Genomic DNA, 15633 nt, shown 5'->3' with positions numbered 1-15633 from the left:
CGCTGACGCGCGTGCGAGATCAGCGACAGGCGGGCGACGACCGTCACGGCAGTGCCCGCGAGCGGACCCCGCGGGTGGCGACGGCGGTCCGGGCGCCGGGCCGCGGGGCCGCCCGCAACCCGCTGCTGGGGCTCCAGCAGACGGCCGGCAACGCGGCGACCGTCGCCGCCCTCGGCGCGGCCGGTCCCTCCACCGGCCGCCGCCGGCCCGCACAGGTACCGGCCGCCATCACGGAAGTCGGCGACGACTCCCTCGAACTCCCTTCGTATCTGCGGGACATGGAGGCAGCGGGACTGTCCACGGCGTACGGCCTGTCCGGGCACGAGTTCGTCACCACCACCCTGGCCGGCGCGGTCGGGCGGCGCGACGGCGTGGTCGCCGAGATCGCCGCGGAACTCGCCGGGCGGCCCGAGTCCTTCTACGGCTCGGGCCGGGCGTTCGCCGTCACGGGGGCCAGTGGCACGGACCGTTACGACGTCACGGTGCGCCTGGCCCCCGCGGACGACGACCGGCCGGGCGTCTTCTCGCCCGCGGGTCCCGGGGCCGAGGACGCCGCCACCAAGGTGGACGTGCAGCACAACTCGGCGGCCACGGTCGCCCAGAGCGCGGGAGGTTCCGCGTCGAAGGGCGTGGCGTTCACCGCCTTCGGGATGGCCCCGGTCGCGCCCGGCGTCTGGGCGGGCGGGGCGGCCACCGTCAACGCCCAGCCCTTCCAGTCGTCCCAGGACTCCCGCAGTCAGCGCAACGTGGCCGAGCCGCGGGTGCTGCGCAGCGACAAGGGGTCGGTCGAGGTGCCGCGCCGGGTCGGCTACCACGTGCGGATCATGAAGGACGGGGAGCGGACCGCCCGGCACGCCGCCGGGACCGGCGCCCTCACCATGCGAGTGCCGGTGGAGCACCTGGTTCCGGTGACCGCCGGTCCCGCGCCGCGGCCGCGGCCGGTGACCCCGCAGACCGCCAAGGCGGTGTCCCTCGCCGATTCGATGGCCCCGCTCGCCGTGTCGGACCGGGCGGCCCCGCACCAGGGCGGCGGCGGCCTGTTCGACGCGGTCGCCTCCGCCCTGCACCCGTCCCTCACCTGGCCGGGCGCTCCCGGCCGGGCCCGGCTGTACGAGGCGACGGCCACCGCGACGGTGCTGGAGGACCTGCCCCGGCTGCTGCGCGACGGTGTCGTGGGCGAGGATCTGACCAGCAGGGACGGCACCACGACGGGTACCTACCGGATGCGCGCCGCGATCACCGAACTGGCTCCCGGCTGGAGCACCGGCAAGACCCAGCTGCGCACCCATCAGCAGGCCCAGCACGGGGTGGCGGACACGGCGGGCAAGGGCCGGGGCGGCGCCCTGGGCGTGGGACCCGCGGCAGGGTTCGGCGTGCTCGGCAACGCGGCCGCCGTCCGGGGGACGGTCATGCCGGTCGCCGGGGCGCGCAAGGCGCGGTTCAGCGTGGCCGAGCAGACGGTGTCCAGCCGGCAGGGCGCGGAGGTCCGCGGTGAGAAGGTGCTCTACCTGGGCACCGTGCTGTTCACCGTCGAGGGGTCCGGTCCGACCTCGCCGCTGACCCGGGCCCGGGGCGGCGGCCGTACCGCGCAGCACACGATGCGGGTCTGGGTGTCGCTGCGGGCCGACGAGGCAAGGGAGTTGGGGCTGCCGCTGCCCGAGGGAGTGACGGCGGGCGAGTTCGTCAAGCGTCCGCAGGGCGCCGCGGCTGACGTCAAGGGCAAGGGGAAGGCCAGGGCGACGGAACAGGACCTGGCGGCGGAGAACGGCGAGAGCGCCGCCGGCGCCGAGGGCCGGGCGGCCGAGGAGGACACGCGGCACCTGCCCTTCGGCGCGATGGGTGCCAGCGTGGCGATCAGCCGTCTGGACACCGAGCCGATGATGCGGGCCGTGACACGGATGTTCGCGACGGACGCCCGACTGGCGGGCTACCTGCCCGCGTTCGGCGAGGAGGAGCAGCCGCGCGGTCTCAGCCCCGAGGAGGCCGAGGTCCAGCGGCGCAACTACCGCGAGCTGGTGGCCGTGCTGTCGGAGACCAACCTGCGGGTCAACAAGGACCAGTTGCTGTCGACCGGCATCCGGGTGCGGCTGCGCCGCAAGTCCCGCTTCCACGCGCACGACGTGCAGGTGAAGGTCACGGGTTCGCTGCGGGAGACCGGTCATCTCGGTGAGACCAAGGACTGGCTGGTGCGCAGCCATTCCGGTGTGACGAGCAACGTCCAAAGTGGCAGGGCGAGTTCGCGCACCATCGGCGGGATGGCGCTCGGCCAGTTCCGGCTGGTCCCGGGTGCGCTGACCATGTCGGCGCGTGCGGAGAAGGGCCGGACGACGACCCGGCGCGGCCAGGGCGGCCCGACCGTGCGCACGGACGTGCTGACCAACGGTTCGGAGGAGGCGAGCGTGTTCGGCGGGTCGCTGAGCCTCGCCGTCGACGTCACCATGACGTCGCGGCAGCGCAAGGCCGCCCGTGCGCTGACCCCCGGCGCGCCGGGCCGGGACGTGCCCGTTCCCGAACACGTCGGCACGCTGCCGCTCGACCCGCAGGACGTGCGTCTGCTCACGCCGAGCGCGTTCACCCTGGACGGCGACTCCAAGCGGGGCCTGGACGAGGCGACCGCCACCCGCACGGCACGTCACCGTGAGCCGCGGGTGGAGTTCGCGGCGGCCGGCATCGGCGACCTGGCCGGTCTGACGGCCCGGCAGATGGGCGGCGTGCGGGGCGTGCGCGACTGGACGCTCGTGGAGACCGTCGGCGACGCTCAACCGGTGCGGGACCTGGCCTTCGAGTTGCTGGCGCGTGCGGCCGCCCGCAACCGCGAGGCGCGGGAGGACCGCGCGCTGGAGACGGAGGGTCTCGCGCCGCGGCTGGCGATCGAGGACCGGTTGAGTCCGCAGGCGGTGACCGCGGCGCTGCGGCAGGGAGTGTCGTCCGGCTGGGTGGTGCGCAACCTGCGGCACGCACGGCGGCTGGCCGGGCTCGACGGCGCGGTCGGCACCCGGTTCGCGCTGACCCGGCCGCGGATCGTGCACCAGGGCACGGGCGCGGGCACCGAGACCTTCGTGCTGGGCGGCCACCAGGTCACCGGGCAGGAGGGAAAGAGTCGTCACGTCACCGTGCAGGGCGGCCTGACGGGGTCGGAGAACGGCGCCGAGTGGCGGCTCGCCGAAGGTGTCTCGGCGGGCCGCACGCTCGGTCAGGGCGACACGACGGCGTCCACCCTGGTCGGGACCGTCGAACGCAACGCGCACACCTCCCGCAAGAGTCCGCTGTATCTCGTCCAGTGCGATCTGGTGGTGCGGATGGTCGCGGAGGTCGCGGTCACGGGCGGCGGACCGTATGTGTCGCGCGGGGGCCGTACGGTGCCCGGTGGGGTCGCGGTGTGGCTCACCGAGCGTCAGGTGCGCGCCGCCGGACTGAGGTTGCCGGGCGAGGAACGGCGCGACGGTGCGGCCCCGGGGTCGGGCACGGTGCCCACGGCAGCGGGGTCGTCCGGGACGTCGTCGTCGCGGGCCGACGGGAAGGCGGCGGGCTCGTCCGGAAAGGCGGCGCGGTCCGACGGGAAGGCGCGGGCCGAGGAGCGGGCAGGGTCGTCGACGGCGGCCGGGACGCACACCGGCGCGGCGTCCGGGAGCGCGCCCCTGCTCCCCCCGGCTCCGGTCCCCGCGCTGGACCGGTCGCTGCCGCTCGGCTTCGGCATGATCGAGGACATGCCCGACTTCGTGCCGCTGCTGGAGGCGGTCCGCGGCCGGCTCGGCGCGTCCCTGGCCGACGACCTGCTGCCGCGCACCCGGCTGACCGACCGCAACGACAACGTGCAGCGGCTGCTGCGGGTGCTCGACCGCGACGGCTCGGCGGGCCTGCTGTCGAGCGCGATGGACGGCGGGGTGGGGGTGGAGCTGCTCGACGGGCGCAAGCGCCCCTACCGGGCGGTGTTCCGTGTCCGCAGGACCGGTCAGGGCAGTTATGTGGACACCGCGTCCGACGGCCGGGACATGGAGTACATCACCTCGGCCGCCGCCCAGCGGGCCTCGGCCCACGACGAGAGCGACAGCCGGGGCGTCGAGGCGATCCTCGCCGGGTCGGGCAAACCGGACGGCGGTGCCGGGCAGTTGAAGAGTCTCGGCGCGGCGGGCGGCCTCGGTCTCGCCGCGAGCGACGCGCGCCGCTCCGCGAGCGTGGGGCGGGCGCAGCTGGGCGTCAAGACCGTCGCCGAGGCGGGTTCGGCTCCGTCGGCGCTGATGAATCTGCCGATCGAGGCCACCTTGGAGGTCTTCTCGGGCGACCGCCGGGTGGCTCTCGCGGCGCAGAAGGGGCTGAGCCTGACCCACCGGGTGCTCGCCGCGGATCTGCGGGCGCTGTCGCGGATCGTGCCGGTGCCGCCCCGGCAGGCGGGGGCGCGCGCGGCGGCCGCCGAGGACGCGGGCGCCGACCGGCTCGGCCCCTGGCGGGCGTCCGGCGTCCGGCTGCCGATGGAGGCCCAGGTCAACGGGTTCCGGGGAGCGCCCCGGGTGCAGCAGGCGGTGGACGACGCGGTCCGGCGGGCGGGCGGCGGCGCACGGTTCCGCACGGGCGGTGAGGCGGCGTTCCACCTGCTGCGGGAGGCCGTCTCCACGGAGTGGCTGACGGCGGCGCTGCCGTTGCTGACCGCCGCGGGCGTGGACCTGCCGCCGGTGCACGCGACCGGCGCGTCGGGGCAGGATCTGCGCGCCTCGCTGCACGCCAGGCTGAGTGGCGGCCGGGTGCTGGGCGTGGGCGACAAGATGACCTTCGAGACGGTCGCGCAGAGCGGGCTGGACGCACCGCGCCCTTCGGGTGCCGATGGTCAGCAGGCGAACGACCACGGCCGGTCGGCGCGCGGTCTGCTCGGCGCGGGGGTGCTGAACGCGGACGAGTTCCGGCTCAACCAGTTCCTCGGCGCCGTGGACGGTTCGGGCGGCTCCACCGCGACCGCCGCCGGAGGGGCGGGGTCGATGCCGTTGCACAAGCCCAAGTCCGAGTCGGTGCTGGTGCAGTTCACGCTGACGGTCCGGGTGGTGGCCGAGGTGGCCGACCGGGTGCGTGAGGGTCGCCGTGCGACGGCCGTGCAGGAGGTCACCCTGCCGGAGCCGGTGGTGGTGCGGATGCCCGCGCCCGCGGTGCGGCGCATGCTGGCCGACGCGGCCGGCACGGAGCTGCTGCGGGATCCGGGCGGTCATCTGGCGCCGCCCGCACCGCCGGCCGCGGAGTGAGCCCTGGTGCGGGGCGGCCGCCCGCCCCGCACCGGGTCACAGCTTTGCGCCGAAGTTCTGGGTCCACCACGGGCCGCCGGACCCGTCGTGGATCCCGATGCCGATGTTCTTGAAGGAGCAGTTCAGGATGTTGGCGCGGTGGCCCTCGCTGTTCATCCAGGACGTCATCACCGACTCGGCCGTCTGCTGCCCCTTGGCTATGTTCTCGCCGTAGGTGGACCAGCGGTACCCGGCGGCGGTGATGCGCTGACCGGGGTCGGCCCCGTCGGGGTTGACGTGGTCGAAGAAGTCGCGGGCGGCCATGTCGTCGGAGTGGCCCTGGGCGGACCGGCGCAGCTGGGGGTCCTCGGTGAGGGGGCCGCAGCCCGCCTTCGCCCGCTCCTCGTTGACCAGGGCGATCACCTGGCTGGAGCGGGACGACGAACCGGACATGACGATCGGGGTCCTGGACGCGGACCGCTCGGGCTCGGGCGACTTGACGGGGGCCGCCGCCGACGCGGTCCTGCTCGCGCGCGGCGAAGGCTTCGAGCCGGCGGCAGGCGACTTCGACGCCGACGCGGACGGGGACGGGGTGGGCGAGGAGGAAGGCGACGGCGAGGCGCCGCGGGCGGCGTCCGGGGTGGGACTGCCGGTGACGAGCACGTCGTCCGCGGGCTGCACGGCGGTGCTCTTCTGCGTGCCGTCGTCGGGCTGGGTGCCGAAGTACCAGAAGCCCCCGCCCGCCACGCAGGCGGCCACGACCGCGCCGCCGACCGCCCTGCGCCGGGTGCGCCGCCTGCGCCGGGCGTCGGCCCGGGAGCCGGTCCGGTCCCTGGCGGCACGGTGACCGACCGGGGGGACGAGTCCGCCCAGGTCCTCGGTCCCGTCGAGCGGGGAGGCCGAGCCGGCGGCGACCGCCGTGCCCGCGGCGGAGCCGGTCCTCGCCAGGAGCGCGGACGACACGCCGACCAGCGCCAGCCCCGCCAGCAGCCCTTCGGCGGGCATCAGCCCGCTCCACAGGCCCGAGCACCGGGCGCAGCCGCGCGCGTGCCGGGCGACGCGCTTGCGCCACAGCGCCGAGGGCCGGCCGTCCCAGCCCGCGAGTTCGGCGCGCAGTTCCTGGCACTGCGGGCGCGCGTCCAGCGCCCGCACCACGACACGGGCCGCCTCCAGCTGAGCCTTCATCCGCTGGACGCGGACCGCCGTGTGCTGCGGCGACAGGGCGAGGGCCGCGGCGATCTCGGGGCGGGTCAGTTCGCCCGCGCACTCCAGCCACCACAAGGACAGCAGTCCGCGGTCGTCGGGCTCCAGCCAGCGGGTCGCGCGTGCGGTCTCCTGCCGCTGGCCGGACAACTGGAGCTGGACGATCGTCAGGTCGACGAAGTCGGCGCCCGGGTCGGCGACGTCGTCGGCCTCGTCCATCGCGCCCTGGGCGGGCTGCTGCCGGTGCCAGTGCGCCCGCACCTGGTTCATCGCGATCGCCACCAGCCAGGAGCGGAAGCTCGCCGGGTCCCGCAGTCCGTCCAGCGAGTCCAGGACGCGCAGCATGGTGTCCTGCACGACGTCGTCCACGTCCACGGAGCCGTTCAGCGCCCGGCCCACGATGTTGTAGACGAGCGGGAGGTACGCACCGACGAGCGCGTCCTGGGCCGCCTGGTCGCCCGATCGTGCAGCGGTGACCAGCGCCTCCGCCGTGTGCCGTGTACTCATTGCGACTTCCCTGTCCTCGACGCCGGACGCTGTTGTCCGTCACATGGGGGATCCCTGTGGACGCGCCGGATAACAGTTCCTCGGAAATTCGTGCGAGGAGAGACTCACCGGTGCGATGGCGTCCGTGCAAGGAGGGCCGTCACATCCCGGTCGCCGCCTTCGTCCGAGGGGTGCCGGGGCGCGGGCGGCGCGACTACGGTGGCCCGGCCGGCCGGTCGCGTCTCGCGCACCGCCGGTGCCGACGCCCGCCCTTCCCGGAAGATCCCCTGATGACCCGAATGCCCGGCACCGCACGGTGCGCCCGCGCTCTGCTCCTCCTGCTGGGCGTGTCGGGCCTCGTCTGCGCCGGACGGTTGGCGGTCGCCGCGGCCGGCTTCGAGTCCGGTGCGCTGGGCGGCCCGGTCCTCGCCGTGCTGCTGCTCGCGGCCGCCGCGTGCGGAGCGACCGCGGTGACGGCGCTGGCCGTCGCGGCGCGGTTCGCCGAGGGCGGCGGCCGGGTGCGCAGGGCCGCCGCGGCCGTCGGCTGGGGCTTCGCCGTGGCGGGCGCGGCCGCGGGACTGGTCCATCACGCCGCGTGGAGCGCCGGATCGGCCGCGGGCGCCCTGCTGGTGGGTCTCGTCGGCGGGGAGCGGGCCAGGGACTGGTTCGACCGCGGACGTCTGTCGCCGCCTTCCCCGGGCGGCGGCTGACGGGGCGGCGGGTCCCGTCCCGCCCGGCCGCGGGCGGCCGCGTCCGGGGTTACTGTCGCCCGCATGGACCGTGAACGGCGAGGATGGCTCCCCTGTCTGCTCGGCGGCGCCGTCTTCGCCGTGTGCATGGCCGGCACCACGCTGCCGACCCCTCTCTACGGCCTGTACCGGGAGAAGTTCGGCTTCTCGGAGCTGACCGTCACGGTCGTCTACGCCGTGTACGCCTTCGGGGTCATCGGTGTGCTGCTGCTGGCCGGCAACGCCTCGGACACGGTGGGCAGACGGCCGGTGCTGCTGGTCGGCCTGGGCTGCGCGGCGGCGAGCGCCCTCTGCTTCCTCGCCGCCACCGGCGTCGGCTGGCTGTACGCGGGGCGGCTGCTGTCGGGGCTGTCCGCCGGTCTGTTCACCGGGGCGGCCACGGCGTACGTGATGGACCTGGCGCCGTCCGGCGGCGGGTCACGGGCCACCTTCGTCGCGACCGCCGCCAACATGGGCGGCCTGGGCTGCGGGCCGTTGCTCGCCGGACTGCTGGCGCAGTACGCCGCCTGGCCGCTGTACCTGCCGTTCGCCGTGCATCTGGCCCTGGTGGCCTGCTCCGTCGCCGTCGTCCTGCGGCTTCCGGAGACCGTGCGCGACCGAGCGCCGGTGAGCGCCGTGCGGCCGCAGCGACCCGGCCTGCCGCCGCGGGTGCGGCCGGTGTTCGGACCGGCGGCGATCGCCTCGTTCGTCGGGTTCGCGCTGTTCGGCGTGTTCACCTCTGTCAGCCCTGCGTTCCTCGCCGAATCGCTGGACGTGGACAACCACGCGGTGAGCGGTCTGGTCGTCGCGCTGGCCTTCTTCGCCTCCACCGCCGGGCAGTCGGTGGTCGGGCGGGTCGGGGTCGGCCGGTCGCTGCCGCTGGGCAGCGCGGCGCTGCTGACCGGACTGGCGCTGCTCGCGGGCGCGCTGCTGTGGGACTCGCTGGCCCTGGTGGTGCTGAGCGCCCTCGTGGGCGGGGGCGGGCAGGGGCTGGCGTTCCGCGGGGCGCTGTCCGCGGTGGCCGGTGCGTCTCCGGCGGACCGGCGGGCGGCGGTGATCTCGGCGCTGTTCGTGGTGGCCTACACGGGCATCTCGTTGCCGGTGATCGGTGTGGGCGTGCTGGTCGGTCCCCTCGGACTCGAGGGCGCCGGGCTGGTGTTCATCGCCTGCATGGCCGTCCTCGTCTCCGGCGCGGCCGCCTATCTGCTGCGGCGGCCGGTGCGGACGCAGGAGGCGAACAGCTGAACCGCCGCCCGGCCGACGGCCCCCGGGCGCCGTACGGGACGGGCCGGTGTCCGCCGGCCGGGCTGTCGCGGAGCCGCTCGGCGCGCCGCGGAACGGGCCGGCCGGACGCGCAAACCGCCCGGCCGGCGGGAGCGGGTTCCCGGGCGTACGGACCCGCTTGGCCGCATCCGTACGGGTGGGGGTGGGGCGCGCGGCGAAGCGGGACGGGGGCGGCCGGCGTTGTGCAGAACCCGTCCCCCGGACGACCGACCGTCCTCACCGGAAAGGCCCCCCGATGCGACGTACCGCCCTCTTCGCCGTCTGTGCCCTGCTCAGCGCCGCGGCCACGGGATTCTTCACGACCAGCGTCTTTCGCAGCCGCTGACCCGCGCGGGCCGGGGAGGCCGCGCGTTTCCCCGGCTCCGGTACCGCCGGGCCCGCCGCCGTCGTTCCCGGCTGCCTCCTGCCGCCGTCGCCCCGGCCCGCGTCCCCGTCAGGAAGGACGGCCGCCGGCCGGCGTGCGGTCGCCGGGTGCCGGTGCCGCCTCGTTCCGCTCCGTGCCGATCGTGCCGCCGGGATGCCGCAGGGCGCACAGGTAGCCGATGCCGAGGGCGATCGCCATCCCGTAGAACACGTACTGGTTGGCCTCGGCGAAGTCCGCCCGGATCGAGGACATCGCCTGCTCCACCGTCCGCGCGACCGGGCCGGAGCCGGTGAGCTGCCGGTCGTCGGCGTTGCCGGTGATCGCCTCGGCGACGCCCCGCGCCGCGCTGTCGGCGGTCGCCGGGGGCACACCGCGCGACTCCAGCGTGTCGCGGACGTTGTCGGTCATGGAGTGGGTCAGCAGGGTGCCGAAGATGGCGAGGCCCACGCTCGCCGCGTAGTTGCGGATGGTCTGCGTGATGCCGGTGACCTCCCCGTACGAGGCGTCGATCGCCCGGTTGACGGCGTCGGTCGAGGCGGGCGCGAGGATGAAGCCGATCCCGGCCCCCGAGAGGGCGGCGTAGGGCCACTGGTCGTGCATGGACAGGTCGGTGAGTTTGCCCGCCCAGAGCGCGAACCCCACGGCGCCCACCAGACACCCGGTCTTCATGGCCGGCCGCGCGCCCCGCTTGTCGAGGATCCGCCCGCCCCACTGCGAGGCCAGCGCGAACCCGACGAAGAAGTACAGCAGGTACAGGGCCGCCTGGTTGGGCGAGGCGCTCAGGGACACCTGCGCGTAGACGGAGGCGAAGAAGAACAGCGGGACGAACGCGAGCATGGCGAAGAACAGCACGAGCCCGTCCACCACGAAGGCACGGTCGCGGAAGACGGCGAGCCTGACCAGCGGGTGGGCGGTGCGCAGTTCGTACCGGCAGAACAGCCACAGCACGGCGAGACCGCCCACGATGCAGACCCAGGTGAGCACGCTGTCCCAGCCCCAGGCAGACGCCTGCTGGAACCCGAGGACGCTCGCGCCCATGCCGATCGCGATGAGGACCGCGCCCCGCACGTCCAGGGATTCTTCGCGGCGGCGGTCCGACACATGGGCGAGCGCCGTCAGGATCAACGCGACGATCGCCACGGGTACGTTGACCCAGAAGATCGCCCGCCAGGTCCAGTCCGTGAGCCAGCCGCCGAGCAGCGGTCCGATCGCGGTGAGCGCGCCGGTGACGCCGAAGAACAGAGCCAGCGCGCGACCGCGTCGCTCCACCGGGAAGACCGCCACGACGACCGCGAGCGCGGCGGGGAAGAGCAGGGCGGCACCCAGCCCCTGCGTCGACCGGAAGACCACGAGCCAGGCCAGTGCGTAGTCGCCTCGGGGCACGCAGCCGCACAGGACGGACGACACGACGAACACCAGGGTGCCCACGACGACGACGCGCCGGGGGCCCAGCAGGTCCGCGAGACGTCCACCCAGCGCGAAGAACGCGGCCAGGGCGAGGAGATAGGCGTTGACCACCCACTGCATGCCGGAGGCGGACAGACCCAGTTCGCTGACGATGTCCGGCGCGGCGATCGCCACGATGGTCTGGTCGATGAACGTCATCGCGACCGCGAACATCATGGCCGCGAGTGCCACCGACTGCGAGGGTGCGGACGCATCACCGGGCGCCCCCGCCTGCTGTTTGGTGTACATGCCAGTCACGCCCTCAGTCTGCTCCCGCCGCCCTGACGACGCATCCGGTGCGCCCGTCGGCGTTCCCCGTGCGTGCGGGTGCCGCACCACGGCCGGGCCCCGGGATGCGCGGGCGCCCGGCCGGGTGGAATCTGCTGGTCATGGTGCGAAAGGGCGGAAAGCCCGGGGCGCGGCACGACGTGGAGGACCTGCTCGACGGGCTGTACGCCACGCCGCCGTCCGGCTTCGTCGCCCGGCGTGAGGAGCTGGCCGTCGCGGCGAAGCGGGACGGGCGGGCGGACGACGCCCGGCGGATCCACGCCGCCCGGCGCCCCACGCTCGCCGCGTGGGCGGCGAATGTGCTGCTGCGTACACAGCCGCGGGAGAGCGAGCGGTTCCTGGAGCTGGGGCGGGCGCTGCGCGAGGCGTACCGGACCCTGGACGCCGACGGGGTCAAGGAGTTGTCCGAGCAGCGCCGGAGCGTGGTCTGCGCGCTGTCGCGCCAGGCTGCCGAGCTGGCTCGGGAGGCGGGGCACCGGCTGTCGGAGACGGCGCTGCGGGACGTGGAGTCCACCCTGCGCGCCGTGCTCGCCGACCAGGACGCGGCGGACCGGTGGGCCACCGGGCGGCTGGAGAGCGCCCTCGTCCCGCCGGCCGACTTCCCCTCCGGCGGCGCGGCGGCCCGTCCCGCGCGCCGGCCCGCCCGGCCGGGGCCCGAGCGGCCGGAAGCGCGGTCCCGGGCCGAGGACGAAGTCGCCGAGCGGCGCCGCCGTCGGCGGGAACAGCTCGCCGAAGCCCGTCGGGCGGCCGAGGAGGCCGGGCGGCGGCTCGGCGAGCTGGAGGCCGCACGGGCCGACGCCGAGGCCTCGCTCGAGGAGGCCCGTGACCTGGCGGACCGGACGCACCGGCACGTGAGCGAGAGCGAGGAGCGGTTGCGGCAGGCCCGCGAGGACGCCGGGCGGGCCGACGAGGAGCTGCGGGAGGCGCGGGAGCGGCGGAGGACGGCCGGCGAGGCGGTGGCCGGGGCGCGGACGGCGGCCCGGGACGCCGAACGGGAGGTGTCCCGCCTGGCCGGGCCCTGAGAGCGGGGCTCCGCATGGTGAGGGGCGTCCGGTGGTGCGACGCTGGAGGCAGGGGCGTCCGACGAGGGGCGAGCCGGGAGGGCCGATGGGACGTGACGTCCCGGCGCTGGTCTTCACCCGAGAGGACCGCCGCCGGTACCGGATCAAGATGCAGGAGTGCCTGGACGTGTTCGCGCGGATGCTGCGCGAGTCACGGTTCGAGGCCGAGCGGCCCCAGGTGGGCCTGGAGATCGAGCTGAACCTCGTCGACGACGAGGCCGAGCCGGCGATGCGCAACAGCGACGTCCTGGAGGCGATCGCGGACCCCGCCTGGTCGACGGAGCTCGGCCGCTTCAACCTGGAGATCAACGTACCGCCGCGCCGGCTGACGCAGGGCGGCCCCGACGCCTGGGAGGCCGAGATCCGTGCCGCGCTCAACCACGCCGAGGAGCGGGCCAGGTCGGTCGGCACGCGTCTGATCATGATCGGTGTCCTCCCGACGCTGCGACAGGAGGACGTGGGCGAGTCGGCGCTGTCGGAGAACGCCCGCTACCGGCTGCTCAACGACCAGGTGTTCGCCGCGCGGGGCGAGGACCTGCACATCGAGCTGGACGGTGTCGACCGGCTGCGGACCTACGCGGACACGATCACACCGGAGGCCGCCTGCACCAGCACGCAGTTCCATCTCCAGGTCTCCCCCGAGGAGTTCGCCCCGTACTGGAACGCGGCACAGGCCGTGGCGGGCGTGCAGGTGGCGCTGGCGGCCAACTCCCCCTTCCTGTTCGGGAAGGAACTCTGGCACGAGACCCGCATCCCGCTGTTCGAGCAGGCGACCGACACCCGGCCGCAGGAGATCAAGGCGCAGGGGGTACGGCCCCGGGTGTGGTTCGGGGAGCGCTGGATCACCAGCGTGTTCGACCTCTTCGAGGAGAACCTGCGCTATTTCCCCGCGCTGCTGCCCCTGTGCGACGAACAGGACCCGCGCGAGACGCTGGCGGCGGGGGACGTGCCGGAACTGGGCGAGCTGACCCTGCACAACGGCACCATCTACCGCTGGAACCGCCCGGTCTACGCCGTCGCGGGCGACCGGCCGCACGTGCGCGTGGAGAACCGCTGCCTGCCGGCCGGTCCGACCGTCGCCGACACCCTCGCCAACGGCGCCTTCTACTACGGGCTCACCCGGGCCCTGGTCGAGGACGAGCGGCCGGTCTGGTCACGGATGTCGTTCCGGGCCGCGGAGGACAACCTGCACACGGCGGCACGCCACGGCATCGACGCCCGGCTGTACTGGCCGGGCATGGGTGAGGTACCGGTGCCCGAGCTCGTCCTGCGGCGGCTGCTGCCGCTGGCCCACCGGGGGCTGGAGCTGTCCGGGATGGACGCGGCCTGGCGGGAGCCGCTGCTCGGGATCATCGAGCAGCGGTGCGTGACGGGCCGCAACGGAGCGGTCTGGCAGAAGGAGACCCTGCACCACATCACGGCCCTCGCGCACGTGGGCCGCCACGAGGCGCTGCGCCGCATGACCCGGCTGTACATCGACTACATGCATCTCAACGCCCCCGCCCACACCTGGCCGGTCGACTGACGGGCCGGTGAAAGGGCTGTTCAAGGGGGGTCCGCGCGACCGACACGACCCCTCGATTCGGCTGTGCCGCCGGGAGCGTGCAGGATAGAACCATGACCACCAAGATCTACTTCGACATCACCATCAACGACGAGCCCGCCGGGCGGATCACCTTCAACCTCTTCGAGGACGTCGTCCCGAAGACGGCCGAGAACTTCCGCGCGCTGGCCACCGGGGAGAAGGGCTTCGGCTTCGCCGGTTCCTCCTTCCACCGCGTCATCCCGCAGTTCATGCTCCAGGGCGGCGACTTCACCCGCGGCAACGGCACGGGCGGCAAGAGCATCTACGGCGAGAAGTTCGCCGACGAGAACTTCGACCTCAAGCACGACCGTCCGGGCCTGCTGTCCATGGCCAACGCGGGCCCGAACAGCAACGGCTCGCAGTTCTTCATCACGACGGTCGTCACCGACTGGCTCGACGGCAAGCACGTCGTGTTCGGCGAGGTCGCCGACGAGTCCAGCATGGCCCTCGTCAAGAAGATCGAGTCCTACGGCTCGCGCAGCGGTGCCACCTCGGCCAAGGTCACCATCGCGGAGTCCGGCCAGCTCTGACCGGCCGGTCACCCGCCGCCGGCCGGGGGCGTCCCCCGGCCGGCGCCGAGCCGCGCCCCGAGCCTCCCCCGCGGGGGACGCCCGGGGCTCAGTCCGCGGCGGGCGCGGCGGACGAGTGGACCGGCGCCGCCCTGTCCCGCGCGTGCAGGTCGTAGACGGTGAAGGCCCGCCGGATCACCGGCTGGGCGACATGTGCGGACCCGGACGCCCCCGCCGGGTTCTCGGACGGTGCCTCGCTCACATCGGTGACGCGCACCGCGTACCCCTGGCGGCCCGCGTCCCACAGGCCGGGCCAGGGTCACCTCGACCGGCGGCTTCTTGATGGCGGGTCTTACGGAGTGATGACGTGCCGGGCGGGTCACGGGGGCCGGCCCGGCCGCGGCCCTAGCGTGGCCTCATGCGTGTACTGGTCACCGGCGGTGCCGGGTTCATCGGGTCCCATGTCGTCGACGCCCTGCGCGCCCGCGGGCACGAGGCGCTCGTGTACGACGTAAGGCAGGACCCCGACGCGGACGTGCGCGACCCCGTGGCCGTCGGCCGCGCCCTCGACGGCGTCGACGCCGTCTGTCACCAGGCGGCGATGGTCGGGCTCGGCGACGGGGTCACGGACGCGGCGGAGTACGTCTCGCGCAACGACCTCGGGACGGCCGTCCTGCTCGCCGCCATGGCCGGGGCCGGTGTGCCCCGGCTCGTGCTGGCCGGATCGATGGTCGTGTACGGGGAGGGGCGCTACGAGTGCGGCGAGCACGGGGTGGTCCGGCCGCTGCCGCGGGCCGTCGCCGCCTTGCAAGCGGGACGGTTCGAGCCGCCGTGCCCGGTGTGCGGGCGGGACCTCGCCCCGGGGCTCGTCGCCGAGGACGCTCCCGCCGATCCGCGCAACGTGTACGCCACGACCAAGCTCGCCCAGGAACACCTGGCCGCCGCCTGGGCCAGGTCGACGGGCGGGACGGCGGTGTCGCTGCGCTACCACAACGTCTACGGCCCCCGGATGCCCCGCGACACCCCCTACGCCGGGGTCGCCTCCTTCTTCCGCTCCGCCCTCGCCCGGGGCGAGGCACCCCGCGTCTTCGAGGACGGGCGGCAGCGACGGGACTTCGTGCACGTACGGGACGTGGCCGACGCCAACGTGGCGGCGCTGGAGGCCGGCGCGGCGAGCGGCACGCTGACGGCCTACAACACCGGCAGCGGTGAGCCGCGCACGGTGGGCGCCATGGCGCGCGCCCTGGCCGCGGCCTACGGCGGGCCCGACCCGGTGGTCACGGGCGAGTACCGGCTGGGCGACGTCCGCCACATCACGGCGGACTCCGCCCGGCTCCGCGCCGACCTGGGCTGGAGCCCCCGCATCGGCTTCGAGGAGGGCATGCGCGAGTTCGCCCGCGCGGGGCTCCACGAGGCGCAAACCTGACCGGGGCGTCCGTCGGACACCCCGGCCCGAGCCCCGAACGGCATCC

The 15633-nt window shown here is 74.8% G+C and carries 10 protein-coding genes; 7 read left to right on the top strand and 3 right to left on the bottom strand.

The features are described 5' to 3' along the window. Positions 1 to 11: 11 nt before the first annotated feature. Positions 12 to 5228, top strand: a complete 5217-nt coding sequence (locus Saso_RS10180) for a hypothetical protein (protein ID WP_189918755.1) — start codon at positions 12 to 14, stop codon at positions 5226 to 5228. Positions 5229 to 5264: 36 nt separating this feature from the next. On the opposite strand, the gene Saso_RS10175 is transcribed toward Saso_RS10180, so the two are convergent. Then, entirely contained in the window at positions 5265 to 6917 is a 1653-nt protein-coding gene (locus Saso_RS10175) for a sigma-70 family RNA polymerase sigma factor (RefSeq protein ID WP_189918753.1), read from the bottom strand. A gap of 269 nt (positions 6918 to 7186) precedes the next feature. On the opposite strand from Saso_RS10175, the gene Saso_RS10170 reads away from it, so the two are divergent. Continuing rightward, positions 7187 to 7606 carry a hypothetical protein gene (locus Saso_RS10170; RefSeq protein WP_189918751.1) on the top strand — a complete coding sequence of 140 codons (420 nt, stop codon included), beginning with the start codon at positions 7187 to 7189 and terminating at the stop codon, positions 7604 to 7606. 63 nt (positions 7607 to 7669) lie between these two features. Then, on the top strand, positions 7670 to 8869 hold the full coding sequence (locus Saso_RS10165; RefSeq protein ID WP_189918749.1) for an MFS transporter: 1200 nt from the start codon (positions 7670 to 7672) through the stop codon (positions 8867 to 8869). Positions 8870 to 9341: 472 nt separating this feature from the next. Here the strand turns inward: Saso_RS10165 and Saso_RS10160 are convergent, their stop codons facing one another. After that, on the bottom strand, positions 9342 to 10967 hold the full coding sequence (locus tag Saso_RS10160) for an MFS transporter (RefSeq protein ID WP_189919486.1): 1626 nt from the start codon (positions 10965 to 10967) through the stop codon (positions 9342 to 9344). Positions 10968 to 11107: 140 nt separating this feature from the next. Here Saso_RS10160 and Saso_RS10155 point away from each other — a divergent pair, with 140 nt between their 5' ends. The 3 genes from Saso_RS10155 to Saso_RS10145 all read left to right on the top strand — a co-directional run bounded on the left by Saso_RS10155 (position 11108) and on the right by Saso_RS10145 (position 14182). Then, positions 11108 to 12028: a hypothetical protein gene (locus Saso_RS10155; protein ID WP_189918747.1), complete on the top strand. Its 921-nt coding sequence runs from the start codon at positions 11108 to 11110 to the stop codon at positions 12026 to 12028. 85 nt (positions 12029 to 12113) lie between these two features. Further along, on the top strand, positions 12114 to 13592 hold the full coding sequence (locus Saso_RS10150; protein ID WP_189918745.1) for a glutamate-cysteine ligase family protein: 1479 nt from the start codon (positions 12114 to 12116) through the stop codon (positions 13590 to 13592). 92 nt (positions 13593 to 13684) lie between these two features. Beyond that, the gene (locus tag Saso_RS10145; RefSeq protein ID WP_189918743.1) at positions 13685 to 14182 is read left to right on the top strand and encodes a peptidylprolyl isomerase; all 498 of its coding nucleotides are present in this window, start codon (positions 13685 to 13687) and stop codon (positions 14180 to 14182) included. An 88-nt stretch (positions 14183 to 14270) separates the two neighbouring features. Here Saso_RS10145 and Saso_RS10140 read toward each other — a convergent pair whose 3' ends face one another. Continuing rightward, entirely contained in the window at positions 14271 to 14438 is a 168-nt protein-coding gene (locus Saso_RS10140) for a hypothetical protein (RefSeq protein WP_189918740.1), read from the bottom strand. 141 nt (positions 14439 to 14579) lie between these two features. On the opposite strand from Saso_RS10140, the gene Saso_RS10135 reads away from it, so the two are divergent. Further along, positions 14580 to 15587 (top strand): NAD-dependent epimerase/dehydratase family protein, encoded by a 1008-nt coding sequence (locus Saso_RS10135; protein ID WP_189918738.1) that lies wholly within the window; start codon positions 14580 to 14582, stop codon positions 15585 to 15587. The last annotated feature ends 46 nt before the right edge of the window (positions 15588 to 15633 follow it).

It is taken from the genome of Streptomyces asoensis, assembly GCF_016860545.1.
Taxonomy (GTDB): domain Bacteria; phylum Actinomycetota; class Actinomycetes; order Streptomycetales; family Streptomycetaceae; genus Streptomyces; species Streptomyces asoensis.
The sequence above is the reverse complement of the archived record's forward strand: the minus strand, read 5'-3'. Positions and strand labels throughout refer to the sequence as shown.